The sequence below is a fragment of the Pelodictyon clathratiforme genome, assembly GCF_982375515.1.
The window spans coordinates 912205-935434 of sequence record NZ_OZ455102.1; the positions used below are offsets into that span (position 1 = coordinate 912205).

Here is a 23230-nt window from a genome sequence, read left to right on the forward strand (position 1 = left end):
TAGAGCAAGTCCAATCTCCGCAGTTTTGCGAAAGTTGTTGCCTTGAGGTTTTGCTTCGTACAAGTAATTTTAACATTCAAGGTAACGTTGAATATGCCCAGGAAACAATCCGAGTCCGTTCCCGGCGCTTTAGAACCTGTCTACGCGGCAATTGTCAATCTGACAGAGAGTATTTGCCAACAGCACCTGAACAGCGATTATGCGGCGCTTGCCCGTCAGTTGGCTGCAACGCTTGCACGCAAACGACCTTCTCCCATCATGAGGGGAAAACCGGAAATTTGGGCATGCGGTATTCTCTATGCGCTTGGTACCGTCAATTTTCTGTTCGATAAAACGCAAACTCCGCACCTGCGGGTGGATGAGTTATGCGCAGTCTGTGGCGTCAGTAAAAGTACTGGAGAAAACAAGGCCAAACTGATTCGTGATCTGCTGAAGATGTATCCACTTGAGCCAAAGTGGTGTTTGCCATGCCATGTAGATGACAATCCAATGATCTGGATGTTGCAGGTTGATGGCATGATTGTCGATATTCGTCGGATGTCACGTGAATTTCAGGTCATTGCCTATGAAAAGGGATTGATTCCCTTCATTCCGGCAGACCGATGAAAAAAGCATGGGCATCAGAAGGTGAGGCATTGCACAAGAGGCACGGTCGTGAGTTCGCCATTCCTCTGGCACAGATTGCCGTAGTTGACGCTGATAAAGCAACCCGTGAGGCGGTTGAAGATTGTCATTATTGGGCAAATCGGGGGTGCGGGTTTGTTATCCGTTTTGGTGAGATGTTTTTTGATTGCCTGAAATTGTTGGTTATACTTTTAAGAGTTGATGCTTTGCAAGGCGAGTACTGTTGGAGAGTGTTGGCAGCCGCTCACATGAACGGATATTACAGAGGCGGTTACACCTTTATAAAATATGGTATTAGTGCTCCAAGCCCTTGAGATGCGAATTGAAAGTCCCTTATGACCGATTATTCAGATATCTTAAGTTCTGTCCAGCGTATATTCCTAACCGTGAAGAGTGGGAGTCCGATTCAAACGAAGGAGGAGACGATGAACTGCATGTATTGTAGTGGGAATATGGAACGGGGGATTGCACCCTTTCATACCGACAGGAAAGGCTATCACATCACGTTAGACAGAATTCCTGCCTGGGTATGCGCCCAGTGTGGCGAAGTTTATTTTGATGAACCCGAAGTTGAAGCTATTCAAGAAGTCCTGTGCACTCTGGATCAGAGGACTGAAAAGTTGGTGAAATCTGCTTGACATTCATTTTTGGCGTACAGATTATGTTGGAAGTTACCAACCTGAAAGTAGGATAAAGCGCACACTATCATGAGGTCACTCCCAGATATTTCAGGAACAGCCGATCTCTGGCTACGGATTCAGTAGACCAGCGGTAGTTGCCCATGACAGTTCGTACTTGAGTCGTCTCAATGCAATCGAACCAATCCAGAATCTGAGCGAGAGATCGTTGCTCAAGCCACTGTTCCAATTTTTTTTCGAGATTGACAAGTGCTTTGGTTTTTTCGCTTCCGTTCTTTCCAAGCTCTGCCCGCATTTCCTTGATTTTCTTGGTCAGGAAGCAATGATACCCCAGTGACACAAACTGTACGAATTGCCTTCCCCGCAGGTTGTCTGGATGCCATGTGCGCGGCCTTGCTCCATCAAGGCCTCCCTTCACCACGGCGAAGATCTCCTCTATTTTTTCACGCAATCGATAGTCTGCCAACGCTGTGAAGGTCTTCATGGCCTGATTGCTGACGAGCGCAAAATAGCCGAAGTATTTCGTCGCTTCGACAATGGCCTTGTCGTTGAAACCGACCCTCAATTGTCCACCACGCCCCTTTTTTGAGCAGATCAGATATCGCTCGATTTTTCGTTGCGCAGATTTCGTGAACTCCATCACCCCATCTTCTACTTGAGCTTTGAGTTCAAACAGCTCCTTGCGGAAGTCGAGCTGCTTCTTGGTGTCGCTGTTAGGGGAATAGAAGACATGGACATAAAGGCGGCGCACGAACCTCTCTTCTTCTCCGCTCAGCTTGCCGTTTCGCGACAGTTGGCGCACTCGACCGAACTCGTGCATTCTCATCGCCGTGGCGCCGCAAACCGACGGATCAAACTGGCAAGTGCTCGACATGCCCGCCAGCGTCTCCCGAAGCGCATCCACCGTCTCGCGAACCCAAGTGATATTGGGGTCAACCAGAGTAAGGAATTTCATGTTGCGCAAGGCGAATTTCATCATGTTCCCCTCACTGTAGTAGCCGTTATCGGTAACGATCAAGGGTTTCTCAAGGTTAAAGCACTTGAGTTGCTTCAGGGTGTTCTCAATGGATATGACGTCCGGAACATTGCCAGGCTGCTTGGCGAATGCTAACGGCTCGCGTTTCTTTACGGAATACAAGGTTAGAAGCTTGATGGTTTTCAGTCCGTCACCATCCTTATTGAACCCATGCCGTGCTTCCGACTGGTTCTCGGAGTAGGTCGATATCGTGGTCGAATCAAACGCCAGCACAGGTGCCTTGCCCAGGCGATCCGCCCGGAAGGAGAAGTAGCGCTGCACGCGGTCTTCGTCGCACCCGACACATTTGAACAAGTCACTGTAAACGTCTTCAGTGATAACTTCGCTGTAGGGAAGGGAGTGCATTACCTGCCAACCCTCAAGGCGTGGCAAGGTGTTTCCGCCGGAACCGATCCAGTAACGCGCAATAGAGAGAATCTTGGCAGCGTCGCCCTCGCTGAACGAAGAACGCACGTCATCGTCAATGCCGGAGGCTTTACCGACCCACTCCAGAAGATCCGTGAGGCCACTGTGCCTGCGTAGCGCACCAACCAAGCCCCCTTCATTTTTGCTTTTTTTCGGGCGTGTAGGGATTATCTCCTGTGTTCCCGACTTGATTTTCCCTTGGAGCTTCTGACTGACGGTATAGGTCTTTCTGGTTCGTTCATTATAGCCTGTAACCCGCTCATAGATGTAAATATCGCCATTCGGGCGCCTTTCACGCCGTTCGCCAACGTGAGTTTTTCCAGTTACTGGTTTAGACACGGGGTATTCTCCTTTTTAAAGTGTTTTCCTTATTATACATACGTACACGTTAAAAAGCAAGAAAAAAGCGCGGTTTTTCTAAAAAAAACACAACTTCTCCGGAAAAAACACAACTTTTTTTGAAATAGTGCTCAGGTGGCGATCTTTTTTAGTTAATGTGTGCGCTTTATCCGACTTTCAGGTTACCAAGGCTGAATACATGGCGGATCAGTTTCATTGCTATCAGGGTTCCGCTATAATCTTATGCTATAATTCGTGCATTAACGTCACTTGAACTGGATTGCAAAATGAATTTCACGATAGAGCAGGAACAAGAATCTGATGGGCGTTGGTTGGCGGAAGTTCCCGAGTTACCAGGAGTTCTCGCTTACGGTGCGACATCGCTGGAAGCAATGACCAAGGCGGAGGTTCTTGCCCTTCGCGTTATTGCTGAACGGCTTGAGCATAGTGAAAGTCGCCCCTTTGCCATAAGTATTTCTATTCCGGTTATGGCATGAGCCAATGGCCGTCAATTTAAGCCAAGCGTTTACTGTCCGTGCTGTTGCGTCTTGGCTGGGAAGTCAAGCGACAATCCGGTTCGCACAAAACACTTTCCCGTAATGGCTGGCCTGATTTTGTTTTCGCCTTCCATGATGGCGATGAAATCGGCCCAAAAATGCTGGCACGCATTGCAAAGCATACGGGTCTTTCACCAGATGACCTGTAACTTATGACTGTGACATACGAGAAGCAAAAGTCTGAGGCCCGAATACAGGCGGTTGAACAGTATTTGATCGATAATGTCTTGGGTGATGATTTTATCTGTTCACACTATAATTCGTGCAAATCATCGCACGCGGATACATTCTACGAGGGGCAACTTCACCATATAGGAAAATATTACGGCGTTTCATTCGATGGGAGGCCATTACGTGTCGTTGTCGTTGGGCAAGAATATGGGCATCCTCCTGCCCGTGTTGATTGTCAGGCGCGATCTCAAATGTTCAAGTATTCTGCTCTTGACTGCCGCTTTGCTGCTGGACAAGGTTATAAGGGTCGGAATCCTCACATGAAAGGCACAACAAATGTTCTCCGATTGATTTTCGGTATTCCACTCGGTACTGATCACCAATCTGAATTTCTTTCGATTGAAGGTAAGCGTGTTCATATTTTCGATGCTATTCTCAATCACGCATTTAGTCGTTGACCAATTCTACGCAAATTCCGGCTTTCGTCCTTACGGATTTTATTGAATCCACTTTTGGTTTATGTCCGGATTATGTCCGGATAGGCAAATTTCGCAACCACTCATATTATCTCTACTGCGTGGTAACTACCATTTTTGCATACTTTTAGTCGTATTGGCACAGGTTGCGAGCAGTAAATAACCTGCGCCAAAATATGTCCGGATAATGGCCGGATCAGATTTCCACCTCGGTTCGACGATAGGACGTTGCAGGACCAGCTCCAATTGGATCGAGTAATCCGGCATCCACTAAATTTCGAAGATCTCGACGGGCTTGTCGGTCACTGATGCCGCTACCTGCTCGTTCAAGGTACTCGTCCAGGCGGACTGATTCATTGACACCCAGCCCATTGAGCAGCGCTTGTTGTCGTTCGTTGAGTTTTATCGAAATTTGTTTTTGCCCGGCCCCGAAAAATGTCAGATGGACTCCAGATGATTTGCTCTGCCACACCGGGGGGCGCATCTTCATCTCGCGGCATTCCTGGACAATTTTGAATGTACCGCGTCCTACCCGTTCCATTAACTCATGCAGATAGAAGACATGGCTGATATCCGGGTTGACAAGAATTGACTCATGGGTAGCAGCCCGGAGTTTTTCCGGAGTCAGCCCCATTGAAAGGTGCCCTGAATTCCAGATTTCAATTCGTTCCGGGTAAATACTAATCGAAATTCCGCCGGAGAATGCAGCATAGTCGCGATGGACCAACGCGTTTACCAACCCTTCGCGCAATGAGTTGAATGGGTAGTGTGGTCGAGATTCTCGTGCCAGTTGTCCCGGCTTGAATTCGGCAGCAATCGCAACATGCCGTTTGAGAAAGTTCATCGCTTCTTCCAGGAGGTAGAATGCTGGCCCCTCGTACACCTGTTCATCAATAAAATTATCTCCGCGATCCGTCTCATAGCGAACCGCCCGCAGTCGCGTCTGCGGATGGCGCAGTGAAACACGCTTGCCAAACAACACATCTGCAGCATTGGTCAATTGACCGAACCGGGCCAAGGCCAGGTCTGCAAGTACGGTATCAGGGTTGTGAGCCTCTTCAAATTGATACCCTCGGCGATCCTGTGCCCTGCGTACCGTCTCATCCAGCAGTTTACGATCAAGATCGTCAATGGCAAGGCCGACAGCAGCGCGACGTTCCCAGCGCTCGGTTTCACGGGATTGCCGTACCACCATATCGCGCATTGTTGTAGCGTCGGCCGCTCGAATATTCGTTCCCTTCTTGATGTAAATCGCCCCGTCGAAAACATAGGGGCGGTCAGAGCCTTCCGGTACATCTACAGAAATGACCTTGCCTCCCTGAACATCATCCAGAGTAACGGTGAACAATACCTGAGGGGTAACATGTTTATGCAGGAAGATACGGAGTGCTTCAGTATCTTTTTCGCCTGGTTCGCCGAGTACCTGGCCATGATCATCGACACCGATCAGAACGCTACCACCTTTGGTGTTGAGCAGCGCACACACGGCACGGCCAATCAACTCTTCTGCCTGGGATGATGCAATAAACTCAATGCGATCGGATTTGTCTTTTCCCATGAGTTCTTCGGTCAGATTTCTAACATTCATTTACTGTCCCTCCTTTCTATTTCTCGGCGGATTGCATCGGGATTGCTAAAATGATTTTGTATGAAATCCTCCACATCTCTGTATCGGCCAAATTGTGCGCTGGCAAAAAGCTTTGCATCATCATTCGAAGAGAATTTTTGTACCCAGTTGCCGGTACGATCCTGATAAGTTTTGAGATCGCGTCGAATCGCTGCATCATACATGTCGATCACCCGAAAATCATCAATAATTGTTTGCTCCCGCTGCTTGAGTTTTTTCTTTTCCTCTTTGGTGTCGAATCCAAGTTTAGCAAACATCTCCTCGCGCTCCTTGGCATTTTTGCAACCGAGCTTCATGAATAACGATCGGGCGAAGGGAATGTGATGATGCGCCAGAATCCAGCGTGGTTTGCCCAGTTCGATGGCCTTCAGCAATTCCTGATGCGTAAATCCAAGCCCGTCTGGCAACACGCCGCTGCCATATTGGGGCGTAATGATACAGAGAAAGAGATCACAACGCTCGACCGCAGCCAAACAACTATCCAGTGCAGTCTGATGAGGATACACCGTGACTGTGCCTTTATGTGAACACCACACTTCATATCCAAATCCACTGAGCATTGCATAAATCTGCTCAAGCAGCTCCTCAATTCCGTACACGGTCGAGGAGACCATGATGGAGAGGTGGCTTGGTGATGTATTCTCTTTTTTCATTAACAGTCTGAAATATTTTCAGTCGTTAAGATCGGCCCATTCTCTCGATTGTCCAATCGATGATTTATTTATCTTTGCTCGCTTTTCGAAAGCATCCGCTGGTTATGGTTTATGACATTCTGAATTGCGGCCTTCATGAATATCCTTTTTTCTGCAAGATCATCAAAATCTCCCCAGCGCCTCCACCAGCCACTCAAACCCGATCTTCTCCTGTTCCAGTCGTATCTGATGGCCCAGCTCATTTTTACGTAACTGATCGTAAAGCGCACTCTCATCAGCGGTCAGTCGCATGAGTGCACCGGTTTCGGGAGATGGTTCAACGCCCCAGAGCGGTTGATGCTCCATCAATGTTTTACTGTCCATCAGCAGGGAAGCCACGTGGGGAAAGAACCCGCGCAACTGGTTGAGGATGGCGAAGCCGTGAGTGTCGATGTCGCCCCAGTAGTGGATAACGCGGTTACGCATCCATTCGACCGATGCCAGATTCTCAAACCCATACCCGGCTCCGAAAATTACCATTGCCTCGGGAACCTCGGGAAAGGCGAGAAAGTTGATTTCGTTTTCGGTGATGAAGAGCTTTGTAACAGGCAGTTCCAGTTGGGCAAAGGTCTCCTGCGTCACCGTGATATCCTGATCGCTCTTCGTCGAGAGCAGCGCCAGTGATGGGTCAAGAATCCGGAATCGTACCCGCAGGGGTTTATCCTGAAAGCCGTAACGCCTACAAAACCCGATGGCTCCGGTGGCCGTTGCGTCAATCTCCTCCGGCGGAAGAACGAGGTCGAACAGCTCCCCAAGCACGCCCCGGTGCCCTTCGATGAATTTGCTGTGCACGTCGGGCAGGTCGATCTGGCGCAGATAGATGCCGGGCCGGGGATGCTTGAGACGCCAGGCGAGAATGGAGAGGATGCGGGGCCACTCTTCTGCCAGTTCAAGGGCTCGAAGGGGGCGTTTTGCCAGCCAGGGGAGAAGCGCGGGTTGCCAGTCGCGGGTGAGCGTGACCATGGCGGCGAACTGCCGTGCTTCCTGCCGCTTGCCAATCCAGACGAGGGCTTCGTCGAGTGCATCAATCCAGATCTCTGCCGGAAGTTCATTGGCTCCCAGAATGCGGTGGTTGACCGTGCGCCACACAATCCGGTACGGTTTGGCTGCGCTGGTGAGTCGGGCAAGCCAGTCGCGCACTTCGGCAAATGAGTTGCTTAACTCTCTGGAGTCGGGCCCTTTCAGCGTCAAGCGACGGGGAAAAACCGATTCACCGCCAATCAGGGAGGAGAGGATGAGGCCCCGATCCCAGAGCTTTTGCACCTGGGCCTTGAGTTCGGCGGGGGTTGTCCAGTTCATTCCACCGACCTCTCTTTTTCGGCGCGATACTCTTCGATGGTGAGGTTGCGCAATACCGAGCAGCGCCCCTCCTGATTGTGCACAAAGCCGACACTGGAGACGAAGGGCTCGATGATGTGGATTTTCTGCAAGGGGGTGACGATGAGCAGTTGCAGGTTGAGCTGGGCAAAGAGTTGCAGTCCGTACTGGGCCGATTCGTCGGAGCCGCGTCCGAAAGCCTCGTCAATGACCACGAAGCGGAAGGAGCGTGAGCGCACGGCGCCCCATTCGAGGCCGAACTGGTAGGCAAGGCTGGCGGCAAGGACGGTGTAGGCGAGCTTCTCCTTCTGTCCTCCCGATTTTCCCCCTGAATCTGCGTAGTGTTCATGTTCGCTGTCATCTTCGCGCCACCGTTCGCTGGCGGCAAAGACGAACCAGTTGCGCACGTCGGTCACTTTGGCAGTCCAGCGCCGGTCGAGGTCGGCATAGGCTTCACGGCCACGGAAGCGGTCGATGATGCGGCGCACCTGGAGGAATTTGGCTTCGGAGTATTGCGCATCATCCGAGCCGGTCAGCGTCCCTTCGGTGCAGGCTCGCAGCTCCGACTGAAAGTCACGAATGTCGGCATCGAGGTTCAGTTGTGCTTCGAGGGTGATGTATCGTCCCGGATTGAAGTCGATTTGCGTGAGCGATTCATTGAGGCGGGTAATGCGCTCCTTGATGGTTTCGCGTTCGCGGGCCAGTTGCGACTGAAAATTGGCCACCTCCCGGATGGTATTTTCGTTGAGCAGATCTTTGAACCGTCCCTCAAAGCGCGGCAGATCGTCAGCCTGGAGCTGCTGAAACATCGAACGATACTCCGACCCTGCAGCAATGTTGACATCCACCTCACGGGTCTCAAGCTTCCACTCCTCCTTGTATTCGGTCATCGCCCTGATGATCTTTTCGCCCAATCGGGAGAGCTTCCGGTCTTCGCTGTCAATCTTTGCCTGGAGCCAGTCGCGCATCTCCCGTTCGCGATTGTCGCACGATTCAACCGTCAGCGACTGGTCGCCGAAAGCCTCCTGGCGCATGAGCTGGAGCAGGGGGAAACGTGCGGCAGCTTCGCCTCCCGCTTCATCGAGCAGCGCTGCAGTCTGTTGCTGCAATTCGGTGATGACGCTGATTTTCTGCTCTATTTTTGAGCGTTTATCTTTTCGGTCATCAAGCTGCTGCTCCGTCTCATGCAGCTTTTGTTCCACTGCGGCAAGTTGCTCGGTCAGGGTTTGCAGGATATTGGAGGTCGCTTCAAGGTCGCGTTTTTCTTTCTCCAGTCGGGCGATGGCAACGGCGAGTGGCTGCCAGTCGAGATCGCTGAAATCAGGATATTCGCCAAGCCTTGAGAGGATGGTCAGGCGCTCCTTGAGCGTTTTCTGCTCCTGCTGCAAAGTGCTGATGTGTCCCGCAAGTTTGGTCAGCTCGTTTTGCTGCTGCTTGCCCTTCTCTTCGAGGACGGCAATTTTGGCGGCATTGCTCCATCCGAGCACGTAGCGGCTGCGATCGTCGAGGCGGTGGCGGTCATCCTTTTCGTGCCGTTCACCGGGTGACTTGATCTGGCCTGCCTGGGTGATCGCTTTTTTCTCCCTCCGAAACTCCTCCTGACTCATGCAGCAGACCAGATCGAAACGATGGGCTACCTCCCGTTCGAGCCAGTCGAAATAAGGAGAATCGCCTTTGATGGCAAGCTTTCTGGCAAGTGAGGCCGGATGATCGGGTAACTGTTCGCTGCGAGAGAGTGGACGCACCCGAAAATAGACCAGCCTTCCTTTCAGATTGGTGCGTTCTACCCATTCGGCCACCTTCGGGTAGTGATGGTCGGGCACCAGCAGCGAGAGGCCGAAGTTGCGGAGCACCCGCTCAATGGCTCCTTCCCAGAGCTGCTCTCCCTCCTGAACCTGAAGCAACTCGCCGGCAAAGGGCATCTCAACCTCCGCGAGATTCAGCGCCTTGCAGAGCGAACGGCGCATGGCAATCTGTTTTTCATCAATATTGCTCATGCGCTCTTTCAGGCTCTTGATCTCTGCACTCAATAGCTCATGCTCCTGACGTCCCTGGGTAAAGAGAACTCCAGCCTCATTGAGATCGTTTTGCACCCGCACTTCAGCTTCGGCAGTTGCTTCGTGCATTGCTGCATGGCCGGCACGCTGCTGATAAAACTCCTCGGCGTTCGTTGCCGGATGCTCCCCAAGCTGGCTGGCAAGTTTTCCATATCGGGTTGCCTTCTGGTTGCGCCGTTCAAGCTCCTGCTGATGCTGCCGAATCTCAGCGGCGATACTTTCAATCCGGTCGCCTCCATTTTCAGCGATGGTTCGGCGCAGTTCACGGTCACGCCCCTGCAGGGTGCGCCGCTCCTCGTCGAGACGCTCGATGGTGATCTGGTGACGGTTCAGCTCCTCATGCAGCGAGACATGGCGTTTTTCGAGCAGTTCGAGTTTGAGGGAGGCGAACCAGGGGCGAAGGCTGTCGCGCGATGCCCGCAGCTCTTCGGCTCGCTCGGCCATGGTGTGGTGCGTATCGCAATCTGCCACCAGAGGGCCAAGCATCTCTATCTGCCGCTTTGCTTTGAGGACAGCTTCGTGCGCCCGGTTGAGATCTTCGAAATGCTGGATAAGGGCGGCAATGCGCGGCTCAACCGTGAAGGGCTCAAGCATGTGGAGACGGACGAAATCGGTGAGGTTTCCCACCGACTTGAGCGAGACGGTTTGATGAAACAGCTCGAGCGCCTGTTCATTTTCGATCCCGAAACGTCGCCGGAACCAGGCACCGTAGGGTGGAAAGCTTTCAAACAGCTCAACTCCCGCTCCACGCAGCCGCTTGCGCAGGGTTGAAATTTCAGTCCCGAAGGCTGAAAAATCGGCAGCGATGGAAAGATCACGTTCACATGCGGCATAGAGACGCGCTGGCTGTGCGGCATCCTTCATCCAGAAAATTTGGGCGAGGGTGACGGTCTTGTCGTAGCCTTCGTTATGAAAGACACCGAGAATGACTGAATAGCCGTTGAGTTCGCGCAGGGCGACCGGTTTGGCGCCACCTCCGAGGTTCTCCTGCCGCTCCGACTTGAAGTAGCCGAGCACGTATGAGCGCAGGGTGCGTTCACGGTTGTCGGCGCCTGCTGCCTTGTTGTAGGCAATGCGCTGGCTTGGCACCAGCAGGGTAGTCACGGCATCGACCAGCGTTGACTTTCCGGAGCCGATATCTCCCGTGAGGAGGGCGTTCTTTCCACCAAGTTTGAGCGTCCAGACCCTGCCATCGAAGGTGCCCCAGTTGAATATCTCAAGCCGTTGCAGGCGAAAACCAGCCAGACGGTCATCGGCAACAAATCCCATTTCAAGCGACTCACTCATCATCTTTCTCCATCAGTTTTACCGGTCGCTGCACGGTATTTGTCAAGCCAGTTGTCAAAATCTGCCAGCCATTGAGCGTCCCGACAGAACTGATATGATGCTCTTTTTTGCGGCTCTTTTTTGTATCTTTTGCCTTAGAGCTACCGTGCTTTTTGGTTTGTGTTACATTGCAAATGATAATTCCATTTTACTCATCTAAATACAATACTAAATCAAGAGCTTTGCGGTTGATTGCCATAGTTAAATACTACTTAATCCTCTGAACTATGGCATAAGGCTCACCAGCGAACTCTTCAGCTTCTTTCGGTACATAGCGAACAGTAACCGAGTATTTGCGAATAGGGCGAAGAACCGGTATCTCTTTACCTGTCTTGGTACTGATCTTGATTTCACCTGTTTCTTCAGAATACTTTCGGTTAATTGCTCCCACTGCGCTCTGCACTTTTTTCACCGTATCTTCACCCACAGGGGAGTACCATGTGGCGTAATGTCCTTCTGCGGTTGGTTCAGGCATAGCGTCAAATGGATAACTGGATGTTCTGCTTCCGGTATTACGGGTTGCTTTAATAAGCGGTTCAAATGTAAACTGTGTTTCACTCATACGGTTGCTCCTTTTTGTATCAGATTTAATAACAGGTTCAATATCGTTATTCTAATCGACCATTAACTGCAAGTCTAGGAGTTTTTTTATAGTAAATAGATCAAGTTAGATTTTAGCCTATCTTCATTCATCAATATCCGTTAGTTCCTACTTCATTCTTTTGCTGTCTTCTGGTAAAGCCACAAAGATAACGACTAACTATTAGTTCGTACAAACAGGTCAATAGTATTTGTCTTGTGGCACTCAAAATATAAGTACAATAAGAAGCCAAACTAAAAAAATCAACTTTACTATAGTTAATAAAGCGGATTCCTTTGCTTTACGTTTTCCTTTTTGTTTTTTCATCTGTTCCAAACGAAAAACAACGCCTCTTGTTCCAGATATATATCGTCCATTCTTCCAACTCATAGTGCAAAAGTTTAATTAAATGCGATCATGTGAATTCAAAAATTCTCTTGAAAGGTTTTAAAATCCGATTTTTTGAAGCGACCTCAAATAATAGTCAACATAAAAAAATTACGTTTTTGATTTACAGAGAGTAGTGTGATACTTTTCAATTTCCGTTATAGTTTCGTGTAATAAATCTAATGTATCTAAGCATTTTTCTGTTGCTTTTTTTCCTCCTTCCATACCTTGTAATGATTTGATTATGAGTAGTTGACGGTTATATTCTGTTTGATAATATTCGTTTAATATGGTCAAAGCATTCAGTCGCGCATAATCGGTTTGTTTCTCTTGGGCTTTTCTGGATAGTTTTAGTTCATTGAATTGAATGGAAACAGTATAAATGACGCCAATAAAAGAGCAAAAGCTTAACCAAGCTGTAACAGCATAAATACATGCAATCCATTGTTGTAGTTCGTCATTCTTGAATTGTGAAATAAAATTATGAAAAGGCAATAATAGTATAATTATTATTGCTATTACCAGTCCAGTAATTATAATAGTGATTTTGGACATGTTATTTTATTCAAATTTAAGGCAAAAAGAATTGAGGCCGTTTTTCCCGCCCAGCTTGGGTGTCCAGACCCTGCCCTCGAAGGTGCCCCAGTTGAATATCTCAAGACGTTGCAGTCGAAAACCGGCCAGACGGTCATCAGCAATACATCTCATTTCAACCGCCTCACTCATTATTTGTCTCCATCAGTTTTACCGGCTGCTGCAAGGTATTCGTCAAGTTGGTTATCTTTTTTGCAGGCTCTTTCACATTTCGATTGAGCATTGGTGTTCATAAGAAGCTTGCCATAAAATGTGACACATTTGACTGTGGTATTTTCGCAGGACTGGGCAGCATCAACGCTTGAGTGTTCTGTAAAAGTTTTCGTGGGAGCCCAAAAGAAGCAGGAGACGGCTTACAGCGTCATACTCGTAGGCGAGCAGGGTAAGTTGACCGTTACATCTGAATTTATAGACAAAAACACCAGCCAGATCACCCTTTTTTGGCTCACCCACAGTTGGATCTTTGATAATTTCAGCAATGGCATCATCAACATCAGCCTTCTCGTTTGGGTGCAGCCTCTTATAAGTACGCCTGAAAAGAGTGCTTTGATGAACCTGAATGTCGTTATTCATCAAGAACGATGCCCTTCCGGGACGAATGGTGTTGAGAGCGACTCACCCTCTGCCCTTGCAACCAGAAGATCCCGAATAAAATCGATTGGTAAATCTGGATTGTCGAGAGCCGCCCGTCCGATCATCGCCCAAAACTCAATCTGCCCGGCAATGGTGCGATGCTCAGCCTTGGCCTGTGCTCTTGCTTGTCCGTACAAGGTATCATCTATTCGTACTGGCATTCCCATAATTATTTCTCCCCGATAGTTTTGCTACAAATGTAGCGAAAGGCGACAGAATAAACAAATACCGCTATCACCGGTACCGAAGAGTCTCAAGGAAACGACAAACGGCGGGAATGACAACCAATCAGCGCCAGGCTAACCCTCAATATTTCGACGAAGATCTATAAAAACTTTATATACCTAGAGAAGAAAATTCCCGTTTGACACTCGGAATGTTACGAAATTTAAATGTTAAACCCCATTGTATTCAGTGGTTGCAGGTCGAATCTGGAATTGCTGGTTCAAAAACAGATCCCGCCTTATTACTTGGTGGCGGTTTCGGCGTGTAAACGGATACCTAATGCCCGAATTACTTTAATAACAGTTGCAAATTCAGGATTCCCTCCCAGAGAAAGTGCCTTGTATAAACTTTCGCGACCAAGGCCTGTTTCACGAGCAATTTGAGACATCCCTCTTGCTTTAGCGATTGTCCCCAAGGCTTGAACAACAAGCGCGGGCTCACCCTCTTCAAGTGCGGCTTCAAGATATGCCGCCATCTCCTCCTCAGTGGCAAGATATTCCGCAGCATCATAGGATCGTGTTTTTGTTTTCATGGGATCTCATCTGTTTCAAGATTTGCAAGAAGTAATCTGGCTTTCTGAATATCGCGTGTCTGTGTACTTTTATCGCCACCTGCTAAGAGCAAAACGAGTTCACGCCCGCGCCAGGTATAGTAAAGCCGATAACCTGGGCCATAATCGATTCTGAGTTCTGAAACGGAGCCTCCTACAGGTTTGGTGTCTCCGGTTAAACCCAACCCGAGCCTGTCGATTCGAACGAGGATACGAGCTTTTGCCGTACGATCCTGAAGTGCCGACAACCATTTTGAAAAAACGTCTGTTTGTTGTACTTCTATCATATTCAGAATCTAATAAACGTATCCCAAAGAATACAGCTTTTCTGAAGTTTATCGTATGAGATGTATGAACTCATGTAAAATAATGCTTATCAATCGTCACACCAGACGGTCATCGGCAACAAATCCCATTTCAAGCGACTCACTCATCATCTTTCTCCATTCCTTTTACCGGACGCTGCAGGTATTCGTCAAGCCGTTTATCAAAATCGGCCAGCCACTGGGCGTCGATAAAGGCCTTGATAATCCGGCGCACCTCAATCATCTGTCGCTCTCCCCGTAACCGGCGGATAAAACCAAGATCGGCGATTTTATTCAGCGTGGCATCAACCTGGTCAATCAGCTTGACCTCATTGCTGGCGGGGGGAAGAAAAATCCGGATCAGCTCCACCACCTCGTCCCGCGAAAGAATCAGGCGTGTGTCGCCAGCGCCCGCATCAAATTCGGCCAGTTTTTTGCGCAGTAGCGCCAGCAACAGGCTGACCGGGTAGGAGAGCTGGCGGCGTGCCATCAGCCGGGGAGCGCTGTTCGTCCCCTCCGGGTCTCCTTCGGAATTCGATCGTAAAAAAGCGTATCCTTCAGATTCATCGAGGATTAACTCCAGGCCAAGTACCGCCACGTAATCGCGAACGGCAGCCATCAGGTTGAGTAAAGAGCCCCATAGTGCAGGACTATCCTCCTGGTAGATCACCCCTTTTAACAGGGGAACCACGATTGACGCAAGCTCCTGACCATGAAAAGGGGCTGCGCTGTTTTCACTCTCTGTATGGTTCATTATCCGTTTCTTAATAAAATAATACGCGGCAAGGTGGCCTTACGGGTTATGCCTGTCGAGCTTTGCCATTGTACCTGCTCCTCAACTCCTTCATCCACCGTCGTCCGTGGCCACTCTCCGGCAAGTTGCAGATAGGCCACCAGTTCGGCCAGTCCGTTATGCAGCGGGTGACGCTCAACCACCTCTCCAAGGGTGACCTGGCTGCGCATCTGCAGTTCCAGACGGATATTGCGCAACAGCTCAGCCCGGTCGACCACCACCTGGGCGTAAAGCACGGCGGTATCAATCTCTGCATCACCTTCATCCAGAGCGACTCCTGCGATTAAAGGCTTGAAAGGTGTGCGATAGAGCGTTCTTTCGAGGGGCAGTTCGATCGCCGCAGAGGAGCCATCGAGAGGCATAAACGCACCTGGAGGGATGATGTCTTCACGCACATCAAGAGCCTGGGTTTCAATGTTGTGCAGGATATCCATGATGCGCCGATTCTCAAGCCACGCCTTGTCATCAAGAAAGCGGCGCAACTGCTCGGAGAGGCGGGCCACCGTGCGCTGGGTATGCTCTCCGGCCTCCAACCAGTCGTAGTGAACACGCCGCAGACGGTTGTCGGGGCGCATGGAGACAATCGGGGGCAAGGCCAGTACCTCCTCCAGCAGCAGGCTCAGCTCCTCCTGGCGCGACTGCGACATGAGAAAGTCCCAGAATGCGCGAAAACTTTTCCCCTGATCCGAATCGGCGATGGCGTCACGCTCACCCATGATCTGCTCCAGCAGCGCCCCCTTGGCTCCCTCCCAGAGGGCAATGCGCTCACGCACCCGGCGGTCGAGGGTGCGAAAGTTATGCTCCACCTCGCGAAAATCGGTCAGCAACTCACGGGCCAGTTGCAGAAACTGCTGGAAGCGATCCTTGAGGCCGGTATCATCGAGCAGCGATATTTCTCCGGCACGGATGCGTTCAATTTCGGCATCAATATCGTCACGCCGCTTTTGCAGCTCCGCAATCCGCAATTCAGGATCAGCCTGGCTCCCCGTGCTCATCTGCCGCAAAAGTTCAAACAGGGTAAGCAGCCGCGACTCCGTCCCCACAAATGCCCGCTCCGTCAACCCCTCCAGCCAGGCCAGCGCCTTTTCGGTTGAGGCCGTCAGATCAAAGTGAGGCTCATCCGTCCCGTCCGGATAGAATTTGCGCAGCCACCCCTTGTCGTTATCGGCCCAATCGTTCAGGTAATTTTGAGCCGTTCCCGGAAGTGCGTCGGCGCCGAGCTGCTGGCGCAGGGCGAACAGCTCATCCTCCAGCGCCTCAACCAGATCGGCCTGCGAGAGAATCCGCACATTGGGCACAATAAAGACCCGGTGCAGAAACCCGGCCACCAACGGCACATGCTGGGCGCACAAAAGGCGCCATGCCGGATGGTTCTGACGGAGAAGGTTCAGGGTGGAGTAGTCGAGAGCCAAAAGTGCAGCATTGATTTTAAAGGAAAAAGCGCCGCCGGAAGCGGGCTGGATTTGCGGGTGAAGTTAAAGCTTTTTCTGCGGTTTTCTCTCTGTTGCCTTTTTTTGTCATCCCGTCCCGGCCTGTAAAGCTCCTGTCTTTCCGGGAAGGAAGAAATATCAAAAGTTTTCCTTCCTGTGAGGACGTTTTTTAGTTGGAGGGGAAGAGTGATCGACGAACCAAATGATTGATGCCGGGTTAGAGTGTGTTGTCATCTGTTTTGATGGCCTGAAATTGTTTGTTATACTTCGAAAAGCGGTTTTATTACAAAGCAAACCCTGTGCAAGAGGTCAACGGTAACGTTGTTCAAACAGTCGAGAGAGGTTAGTCTGTGGAATTATTTGCTGGTCTTAAACGAAAAGAGAAAAGGAGAAAACGTGCCGGAACTGAGCAGATTTCTTGGAATAATTATCACTATGCTCTACAATGATCACAGCCCGCCTCATTTTCACGCACAATATGGCGACTACAAAGTAATCGTTGAAATTCTTTCAGGAATAGTTGATGGTCGTTTTCCGAAGCGTGCCCTTCACTCTTTGATGGAATGGTACGAAATTTACAAAGACAATCTTCTTGAAGACTGGAATCTGGCAGAAAGGCATGAACCTTTAAATAAAATCCCGCCATTGGAGTAAATGATTATGTTAGAAGTTACCAAGGCTGAATACATGGAAGAGTATCGGATACAGATTACCTTTAACAACGGTGCAAGCGGGGTGGTCGATCTGAAGGATGCCCTTTGGGGTGCTATGTTTGAAAAACTTAAAGATTACAACATATTCAGAACATTTGAAGTATCAGATGTTGTCCATACCATCAGGTGGGAAAACGATGCCGATCTCGCTCCAGAGTACCTGTATGAAAAAATGGTTGAACAAAGCACTGTAAACGGTCACGGCTGAAGAAGCATAAACCACATCGCTCTGATCCGAAGGTGAAGACCTTGCTCCTGACGGGCTGGAACGCTACACATAAGCAATAAACGCGGCTTACTTTTGCAACAGCCAGCGATAGAGCGGCATGACTGTAATGGCTATTCCGTGATGCTCAAATTCTTCCGCTCCGTTGAGTGTGATAATCAGGCCACTGCGCAAACCGAACCTGTTACAGCACTCCGTCAGGCCGCGAAGCTCCCGGTGGCGCGTTTTTGCATCACTGATAGTGGCCGAAACCTGAATCGCCTCCGTTACATCGAAACCCGTTTTGACAATGAAGTCACATTCTGATTTGTCCTTGAAAAAGTAGATCTCCTTTTCCCGCCGCTTGAGTTCCAGAAAAACAGCCTGCTCCAATGCTTTGCCGGTATCGTCCGAAAATTTAAAGTCAAGAGCATTCAAGAGGCCAGTGTCGATCACATAGACCTTCCTCTCTCCAAGTTCCCGATCAACAAGTGAACTGGAATATTTCCTCAGAATTTGCGCAAGGTATATATTTACGGCAGCTTCGAGGTAGTCGTACAACAGGTTCTTGCTGATCTTGAATCCTGATGACTTCAATTCGTTATAGATATTGTTGACCGAAAACTGCTTTGTTGCCGATGAGATGATCCGCTTCAGAAAGAATTTCAGTGCAGGAAGGTTTTTGATTTCGTACCGCTCAATCAGGTCACGGTAGATCATAACATTGAAATATTCCTGCAACACCCGGTTACGCAAGGCATCATCATACCCGATCACCTCCGGAAAGCCACCATGCGTGAGATAGTTCTCCAGATGATGATTGATGAGGGCGATGGAGTGTGTGCTGTTCAGGTCTGGCGTAACACCCTTGAAGGTCAGGTACTCACTGAAGGAGAGGGGAAAGACCTCATAACTGATGGTTCTGCCTCGCAGACTGGTGGCGATATCGCTGCTCAGGAATCGGGCGTTTGAGCCGGTAATAAAGATGTTTTTCGTGCCACGGTCATAGATGCGCCGCACAAATTTGTCCCACCCCGCAATATTCTGGATTTCATCGAAGAAAAAAGAGCACTCATCAAGGAGCATATTCGGATAAAGCTCCTGCCATGCCTGCAAGAGGAGATCCAGCTCTTCTGTTTTCAAATCAAGCCGCTCATCTTCAAAGTTGACATAGAGGATTGAGGTTATCGGCACTCCCTTGTGCAGGAGGTCACTGATGACGTTGAACAGCAAAGAGGTTTTGCCGCTACGCCGCACTCCCACAAGGGTAATGATCTTGCCCGTATCCAGAGGCACCTGCAGCGAACGCCGTTTCAGGGCTGGCAACGCCGTGACGTGGAAGTCTCTGATGATCTGTTTTATGGTTTCTTTCTTCATGATAGGGATAATATACGAGATTTCATCCTTTCAGAAAGGAAGAAATTGGGAATTGAGTGGAGGGTGCTCTTCAGCGGTTCATAACGCTATAAGGGATATAATACTTGACATAATGATCTACTCATAATGAGCTCAATAATTGAAATATTGTGCCTCTAAAAAAAAATAGTATAAATTGCTTGCAAGAACCTTTTGAGAGTCGTTGGTATCATGAGACACTTAAGATTGAACAGTGAATTACCATGCCGCGCGTAGCCTTTTTCTTTGGTATTTCGATCTACATGTACATGGATGATCATGAAAAGCCTCATTGCCACGCAATGTATGGCGATTATGCCGGATCGTTCAGTCTGGAGAGTGGCGACTTGAGCGCTGGCCAGATGCCGACCGCACAACTGCGCAAAATAAAAAACTTTATTTTAAGTAATAAAGAGGATTTAATGATAAAGTGGAATGAACTCACTACTTAAAACACCATGGGTGCAGGTTGTGGAAGTGATACCACTTTCAGGCCTGAGATTGAAAGTCAGACTCACGAATGGCCAAGAGCTAACCCTGAATCTCGAACCATTGATAGAGAGTCGCGATGCCTACTGGCGCCTGCGTCAGGAGAGGTATTTTCGTCAAGTCAGTATCGATCCAATTGGCGGTATCTGCTGGCCCGAAGGTGAGGATCTTGCTCCTGATGGGCTGGAACGCTACGTATACCAATAAGCGCTGCCCCCTTGTCGTTATTCATCAAGAACGATTACCTTCCGGGACAAATTGCGTTGAGTGCGATTTTCCTTCTGCCCGCTGCGCAAGTTCACCCCCAAATGCCGCTCAGGCGCTTCTGGTGTCAGGCCTGTAATGCTGCTCCCGTCGGTCTGAACCCTGTAGCACAAGCTTCCATGGTGGTTTCCACAAGGTTGAGATCCTTGATTTGCAAGGTTCTGGAAGGGGAGTGGCAGACCAGCTCGTAGTCGTGGGTGCCGATGATGACGGTGATCCCTTTCTGGTGGATTCTTTTCAGGTATTCGAGAATTTCGAGTGAAGTATCAGGGTCGAGGTTGCCGGTTGGTTCATCGGCAAGGATGACGAGGGGTTCGCGTACCAGTGCACGGGCGATGGATATTCTCTGCTGCTCTCCTCCCGACATGCGGAGGGGCATCAGTTTGGCTGCATGTTCAAGGCCGACGCTTTCGAGCGCATGCATTACCTTTCCTGCAATGAGCTTTTCTTTGGTGCCGGTCACTTTCAGCACAAATGCGAGATTGTCATAGACATTGCGGTCTTCGAGGAGGCGGAAGTCCTGGAAAATAATGCCGAGTTTACGGCGCAGAAGCGGTATCTGCCGTTTTTTGATGGCGCGTGAACTGTATCCGGCAATACGTATCTCTCCCTTTTTCGGGCGCACATCCATGTAGAGCGATTTGAGGAGCGTTGACTTTCCGCTGCCGCTTTTGCCGACAATATAGAGCAGCTCTCCGGATTCAATGTTCAGGTTGAGGTTTTTGAAAACCGGTTTTTTATCGAGTTCAAGGTCAACGTTTATGAATGAGATCATGATGGGAGTTCTGTTTGTTTTATTCTGTTCCGGGCGATGGTAATGGCAAGCAGCGTTGCCTCGTAACAACTTCTTTCGGATGCGATGCCTTTTCCGGCAATGGTAAAACCGGTGCCGTGGTCGGGCGAAGTACGCACAATCGGCAAGCCAAGGGTGACGTTTACCCCGGTGTCGAAGGCGAGCACCTTGAAGGGGAGCAGCCCCTGGTCGTGATACATCGCCACAACAATATCGTAATTTTGGTACATTTTTGAGCCGAAAAAGCCGTCGGCAGGGAAGGGTCCCTCCACCTGGAGGCGGTCTGAAAGTCTTTCGATGCAGGGGCGGATAATCTCCTGCTCTTCGCAGCCCATCACTCCGCCGTCGGATGCGTGGGGATTGAGACCGAGCAGGGCAATGCGGGGGGTGGCAATTGCAAAATCGGTTTTAAGCGATGACGTCAGCGCAGAGAGAAAGGCATCAAGATCCATCTTCCTGATCAGAGCGGGAACCTGCTCAAGGGGCTCATGAATGGTGGCAAGGGCGACCCTGAGTTCCGTGACCGGGTCATAGAACATCATGGTGGGGGAGGGAACTCCGAACATCTTGCCCAGAAATCCGGTGTGCCCTTTTTCGTCGGAGCCAGCCAGTGCAATGGACTCCTTGTTGATTGGAGCGGTGACGAGGGCGTCGCACACTCCTTCGCGGCAGAGTTCAGCCGCCGCATGGAGCGACTCCAGGGCGAGCTTTCCCGCCTCAGCCGACAAGGTGCCAGGGGTGATATTCTCCGGTTCAGCAATGCTCAGCACAGGAAGAGCTCCATGCCGTACCGGAGCTGTCGCGCTTTCGATCAGCTCCAGCTCCACCGGCAGGTCGAGTGCATTCCGGTAATATTCCATTACACGATACGAGCCAGCGACGAGAAAGGAGTGGCCGGAGCCTTCCAGTTTCAGAAAACTTTTCAGGATGATTTCCGGCCCGATGCCGTGAGGGTCACCGATTGACCAGACAATGCGCATCGTTCAGAGTCGTTTGTATGCGTTGGCGATCTTGTCATCCTTCTTTACCCCTTTCAGCGCCAGCCAGAGAAGTAGCGGTTCTGGCAGAAGGATGTATAATCCCGCTTCAGGCTTGTGGGTGAACGTAAAGGAGGTGCAAAAATACTGGTTCAGGAAATGTGCTGCGGCAAGCCCCGAAAACAGGTCGCCGAGGAAGAGGAGCATACCAAGGAAGATGAGTTTTTTCTGAAGCTCTCTTTTTTTATAGAGAAAGATAGCTGCAAGAGAGACGAGAGCGGTCAGTGGAGAGAAGATTCCTGCGGCATAGCTGCTGGTGACTTGCATGATTCCCGCTTCGGGGAAAGGGGTGAAATCCGTGATAACATAAAGTGTCGGGGTGGTGAAGCTCCAGAAGGGGAACATCATGCTTGCTCCGGCGAGCAGAGCAACAAGAAAAAGATAGAGGGTCTGAATTCTGGCTACCATGGTGTCATGAGGTTAAGGGTCATTGAAACAGGTACGGTCAATATACATAATCAGGGGAAAAGAGTTTTGAAGGCTTTATGAAAATATATCTGAGGGTGTTGGAACGTAAAAAAACCACCCCGCAGCAGATGACGGGGTGGTTTTCAAGAGAGGTTTTTCAGAGAGATGACCTACATGAAGGTGTGATAGGTCTGTCCGGCAAAAACGATCAGGAACCTGAGCACAAGCCCACCGATGAGCACCAGTACAGGGGCAATCGGAGGAAGGTGGAGGTGGAATCCTGCATTTTCAAGAAATTCAATCAAGAGGGGAAGGAGCAGGCCTGCAGCAATGAAAACTCCCCAGAACCAGTACATATAAGACATACCTGCCATCAGTTGGTCGCCGACGATAAGGTGCATCATGGCGCCGTGTGTGTTTGCCGTTCCGGTGATGCCGCCAAGGACGAACAGACCAACGATGACCAGCTCTATCCAGATGGCATTGGCGTCTATTCGGCTGTAAATGTGTTTCTCGTCTTTTGGCGCGAACAACAACAGGAGGGCTGATGCGCTCGAAATACCTGAAACCAGAAAGAGCATGCCGAGGATAGAACTCGACCAGAGTGGCCGTGCAGAGAAGAAGGAGAGCAGGATGCCGGTATAGATACCGATTCCGACGCCGATGTGGGCATTGAGCAGGGCAACTTTGAGGAGGTGGTCATCTGTCCACTTGATCAACTTGTCGAGCAGCTCAATGTTCAGTGTATTAAGGTATTTACGATTGACAACCATCGCTTGCAGCACTGCCAGCGGAAAGAAGGCAACGAGAATCCAGCTACCAGCCGACATTGGTGAGGTTGGCTGAATAGTGGTGTAAAATGCCCATACATAGAGCTTGTGGGTTAAATCAAGAAACAGGAAAAGCATCCCGATGCCAAGGAGAAGCGGGGAGAGGATAGCACCGATTCTGACGGCAGTACACGGGCAGCCATCACCTTCGTCTTTCGGTCCGATGCCGAAGTGACGCCGCATGACAATCATTACTGAAGTGATCACCAGCAGACCACCGGCTATGCCTCCAAGAAAGAGGTAGAGCGGAATGTGCCACTCCCAGATGTGCAGGTGCGGCAGGACATTCGGATTCATTTTTGTTGAAACGAGTTCATGTATTCCATCAATCATA

The 23230-nt window shown here is 50.0% G+C and carries 30 protein-coding genes; 10 read left to right on the forward strand and 20 right to left on the reverse strand.

The features are described from left to right. The first annotated feature begins 93 nt into the window (after positions 1-93). The 3 genes from AC56AD_RS04385 (at position 94) to AC56AD_RS04395 (ending at position 1262) form a co-directional block, all read left to right on the forward strand. On the forward strand, positions 94-606 hold the full coding sequence (locus AC56AD_RS04385) for a DUF6398 domain-containing protein (protein ID WP_012507665.1): 513 nt from the start codon (positions 94-96) through the stop codon (positions 604-606). Beyond that, complete coding sequence (locus AC56AD_RS04390; RefSeq protein ID WP_012507666.1) at positions 603-938, forward strand: calcium-binding protein; 336 nt, start codon at positions 603-605, stop codon at positions 936-938. The genes AC56AD_RS04385 and AC56AD_RS04390 overlap by 4 nt, the downstream gene beginning before the upstream one ends. Before the next feature lie 138 nt (positions 939-1076). Further along, positions 1077-1262 carry a YgiT-type zinc finger protein gene (locus tag AC56AD_RS04395; RefSeq protein WP_397234009.1) on the forward strand — a complete coding sequence of 62 codons (186 nt, stop codon included), beginning with the start codon at positions 1077-1079 and terminating at the stop codon, positions 1260-1262. 67 nt (positions 1263-1329) lie between these two features. On the opposite strand, the gene AC56AD_RS04400 is transcribed toward AC56AD_RS04395, so the two are convergent. Beyond that, positions 1330-3042, reverse strand: coding sequence for an IS1634 family transposase (locus AC56AD_RS04400; protein WP_012507668.1), 1713 nt, complete (start codon positions 3040-3042; stop codon positions 1330-1332). A 287-nt stretch (positions 3043-3329) separates the two neighbouring features. On the opposite strand from AC56AD_RS04400, the gene AC56AD_RS04405 reads away from it, so the two are divergent. From AC56AD_RS04405 to AC56AD_RS04415, 3 genes are read left to right on the forward strand one after another with little or no spacing between them, the layout of a single operon-like run. Beyond that, positions 3330-3539 carry a type II toxin-antitoxin system HicB family antitoxin gene (locus tag AC56AD_RS04405; RefSeq protein WP_012507669.1) on the forward strand — a complete coding sequence of 70 codons (210 nt, stop codon included), beginning with the start codon at positions 3330-3332 and terminating at the stop codon, positions 3537-3539. 38 nt (positions 3540-3577) lie between these two features. Beyond that, on the forward strand, positions 3578-3748 hold the full coding sequence (locus tag AC56AD_RS04410; RefSeq protein ID WP_223293984.1) for a type II toxin-antitoxin system HicA family toxin: 171 nt from the start codon (positions 3578-3580) through the stop codon (positions 3746-3748). 3 nt (positions 3749-3751) lie between these two features. Continuing rightward, the gene (locus AC56AD_RS04415) at positions 3752-4228 is read left to right on the forward strand and encodes a hypothetical protein (RefSeq protein WP_012507670.1); all 477 of its coding nucleotides are present in this window, start codon (positions 3752-3754) and stop codon (positions 4226-4228) included. Positions 4229-4442: 214 nt separating this feature from the next. Here AC56AD_RS04415 and AC56AD_RS04420 read toward each other — a convergent pair whose 3' ends face one another. The 14 genes from AC56AD_RS04420 to AC56AD_RS04485 form a co-directional block, all read right to left on the reverse strand. Continuing rightward, complete coding sequence (locus AC56AD_RS04420) at positions 4443-5834, reverse strand: RNA-binding domain-containing protein (RefSeq protein ID WP_012507671.1); 1392 nt, start codon at positions 5832-5834, stop codon at positions 4443-4445. Then, positions 5831-6526 (reverse strand): DUF4062 domain-containing protein, encoded by a 696-nt coding sequence (locus AC56AD_RS04425; RefSeq protein ID WP_041526425.1) that lies wholly within the window; start codon positions 6524-6526, stop codon positions 5831-5833. Before AC56AD_RS04425 ends, AC56AD_RS04420 begins: the two co-directional genes overlap by 4 nt. A 162-nt stretch (positions 6527-6688) precedes the next feature. Next, positions 6689-7864, reverse strand: a complete 1176-nt coding sequence (locus AC56AD_RS04430; protein ID WP_012507673.1) for a Wadjet anti-phage system protein JetD domain-containing protein — start codon at positions 7862-7864, stop codon at positions 6689-6691. After that, complete coding sequence (locus AC56AD_RS04435) at positions 7861-11226, reverse strand: ATP-binding protein (RefSeq protein ID WP_012507674.1); 3366 nt, start codon at positions 11224-11226, stop codon at positions 7861-7863. The genes AC56AD_RS04430 and AC56AD_RS04435 overlap by 4 nt, the downstream gene beginning before the upstream one ends. A gap of 247 nt (positions 11227-11473) precedes the next feature. Next, positions 11474-11827 (reverse strand): DUF7303 family protein, encoded by a 354-nt coding sequence (locus AC56AD_RS04440; protein WP_012507675.1) that lies wholly within the window; start codon positions 11825-11827, stop codon positions 11474-11476. A 243-nt stretch (positions 11828-12070) separates the two neighbouring features. Further along, positions 12071-12235: a hypothetical protein gene (locus AC56AD_RS04445; protein WP_481859634.1), complete on the reverse strand. Its 165-nt coding sequence runs from the start codon at positions 12233-12235 to the stop codon at positions 12071-12073. A 108-nt stretch (positions 12236-12343) separates the two neighbouring features. After that, positions 12344-12787 (reverse strand): hypothetical protein, encoded by a 444-nt coding sequence (locus AC56AD_RS04450; RefSeq protein WP_012507676.1) that lies wholly within the window; start codon positions 12785-12787, stop codon positions 12344-12346. 6 nt (positions 12788-12793) lie between these two features. After that, a complete protein-coding gene (locus tag AC56AD_RS04455; protein ID WP_012507677.1) occupies positions 12794-12958 on the reverse strand; it encodes a hypothetical protein in 165 nt (54 codons plus the stop codon). A 162-nt stretch (positions 12959-13120) separates the two neighbouring features. Next, entirely contained in the window at positions 13121-13399 is a 279-nt protein-coding gene (locus AC56AD_RS04460; RefSeq protein WP_012507678.1) for a type II toxin-antitoxin system RelE/ParE family toxin, read from the reverse strand. Continuing rightward, positions 13399-13626, reverse strand: a complete 228-nt coding sequence (locus tag AC56AD_RS04465) for a ParD-like family protein (protein WP_012507679.1) — start codon at positions 13624-13626, stop codon at positions 13399-13401. Before AC56AD_RS04465 ends, AC56AD_RS04460 begins: the two co-directional genes overlap by 1 nt. Positions 13627-13925: 299 nt before the next feature. After that, complete coding sequence (locus tag AC56AD_RS04470) at positions 13926-14216, reverse strand: addiction module antidote protein (protein ID WP_012507680.1); 291 nt, start codon at positions 14214-14216, stop codon at positions 13926-13928. Beyond that, positions 14213-14521 carry a type II toxin-antitoxin system RelE/ParE family toxin gene (locus AC56AD_RS04475; RefSeq protein ID WP_012507681.1) on the reverse strand — a complete coding sequence of 103 codons (309 nt, stop codon included), beginning with the start codon at positions 14519-14521 and terminating at the stop codon, positions 14213-14215. Before AC56AD_RS04475 ends, AC56AD_RS04470 begins: the two co-directional genes overlap by 4 nt. 139 nt (positions 14522-14660) lie before the next feature. Next, positions 14661-15293, reverse strand: coding sequence for a DUF4194 domain-containing protein (locus tag AC56AD_RS04480; RefSeq protein WP_012507682.1), 633 nt, complete (start codon positions 15291-15293; stop codon positions 14661-14663). Beyond that, positions 15293-16744: a DUF3375 domain-containing protein gene (locus AC56AD_RS04485; protein WP_012507683.1), complete on the reverse strand. Its 1452-nt coding sequence runs from the start codon at positions 16742-16744 to the stop codon at positions 15293-15295. The genes AC56AD_RS04480 and AC56AD_RS04485 overlap by 1 nt, the downstream gene beginning before the upstream one ends. Before the next feature lie 414 nt (positions 16745-17158). Between AC56AD_RS04485 and AC56AD_RS04490 the strand changes: the two genes are divergently transcribed. Together AC56AD_RS04490 and AC56AD_RS04495 are read left to right on the forward strand one after the other, a co-directional pair. Then, on the forward strand, positions 17159-17416 hold the full coding sequence (locus AC56AD_RS04490; RefSeq protein WP_012507684.1) for a DUF4160 domain-containing protein: 258 nt from the start codon (positions 17159-17161) through the stop codon (positions 17414-17416). Between the two features lie 6 nt (positions 17417-17422). Next, positions 17423-17683: a DUF2442 domain-containing protein gene (locus AC56AD_RS04495; protein WP_012507685.1), complete on the forward strand. Its 261-nt coding sequence runs from the start codon at positions 17423-17425 to the stop codon at positions 17681-17683. Positions 17684-17770: 87 nt separating this feature from the next. Here the strand turns inward: AC56AD_RS04495 and AC56AD_RS04500 are convergent, their stop codons facing one another. Then, a complete protein-coding gene (locus AC56AD_RS04500) occupies positions 17771-19057 on the reverse strand; it encodes an ATP-binding protein (protein WP_012507686.1) in 1287 nt (428 codons plus the stop codon). 242 nt (positions 19058-19299) lie between these two features. Between AC56AD_RS04500 and AC56AD_RS04505 the strand changes: the two genes are divergently transcribed. After that, entirely contained in the window at positions 19300-19527 is a 228-nt protein-coding gene (locus AC56AD_RS04505; RefSeq protein ID WP_012507687.1) for a DUF4160 domain-containing protein, read from the forward strand. Further along, on the forward strand, positions 19511-19771 hold the full coding sequence (locus AC56AD_RS04510) for a DUF2442 domain-containing protein (RefSeq protein WP_012507688.1): 261 nt from the start codon (positions 19511-19513) through the stop codon (positions 19769-19771). The genes AC56AD_RS04505 and AC56AD_RS04510 overlap by 17 nt, the downstream gene beginning before the upstream one ends. 124 nt (positions 19772-19895) lie before the next feature. Here the strand turns inward: AC56AD_RS04510 and AC56AD_RS04515 are convergent, their stop codons facing one another. From AC56AD_RS04515 to nrfD, 4 genes are all read right to left on the reverse strand, one after another. Beyond that, positions 19896-20603 carry a cell division ATP-binding protein FtsE gene (locus AC56AD_RS04515; RefSeq protein WP_012507689.1) on the reverse strand — a complete coding sequence of 236 codons (708 nt, stop codon included), beginning with the start codon at positions 20601-20603 and terminating at the stop codon, positions 19896-19898. After that, complete coding sequence (gene pdxA, locus AC56AD_RS04520; protein WP_012507690.1) at positions 20600-21601, reverse strand: 4-hydroxythreonine-4-phosphate dehydrogenase PdxA; 1002 nt, start codon at positions 21599-21601, stop codon at positions 20600-20602. Before pdxA ends, AC56AD_RS04515 begins: the two co-directional genes overlap by 4 nt. A gap of 3 nt (positions 21602-21604) precedes the next feature. Next, positions 21605-22066: a DUF4293 domain-containing protein gene (locus AC56AD_RS04525; protein WP_012507691.1), complete on the reverse strand. Its 462-nt coding sequence runs from the start codon at positions 22064-22066 to the stop codon at positions 21605-21607. Positions 22067-22236: 170 nt separating this feature from the next. Next, entirely contained in the window at positions 22237-23229 is a 993-nt protein-coding gene (gene nrfD, locus AC56AD_RS04530) for an NrfD/PsrC family molybdoenzyme membrane anchor subunit (RefSeq protein ID WP_012507692.1), read from the reverse strand. Position 23230: the final 1 nt, after the last annotated feature.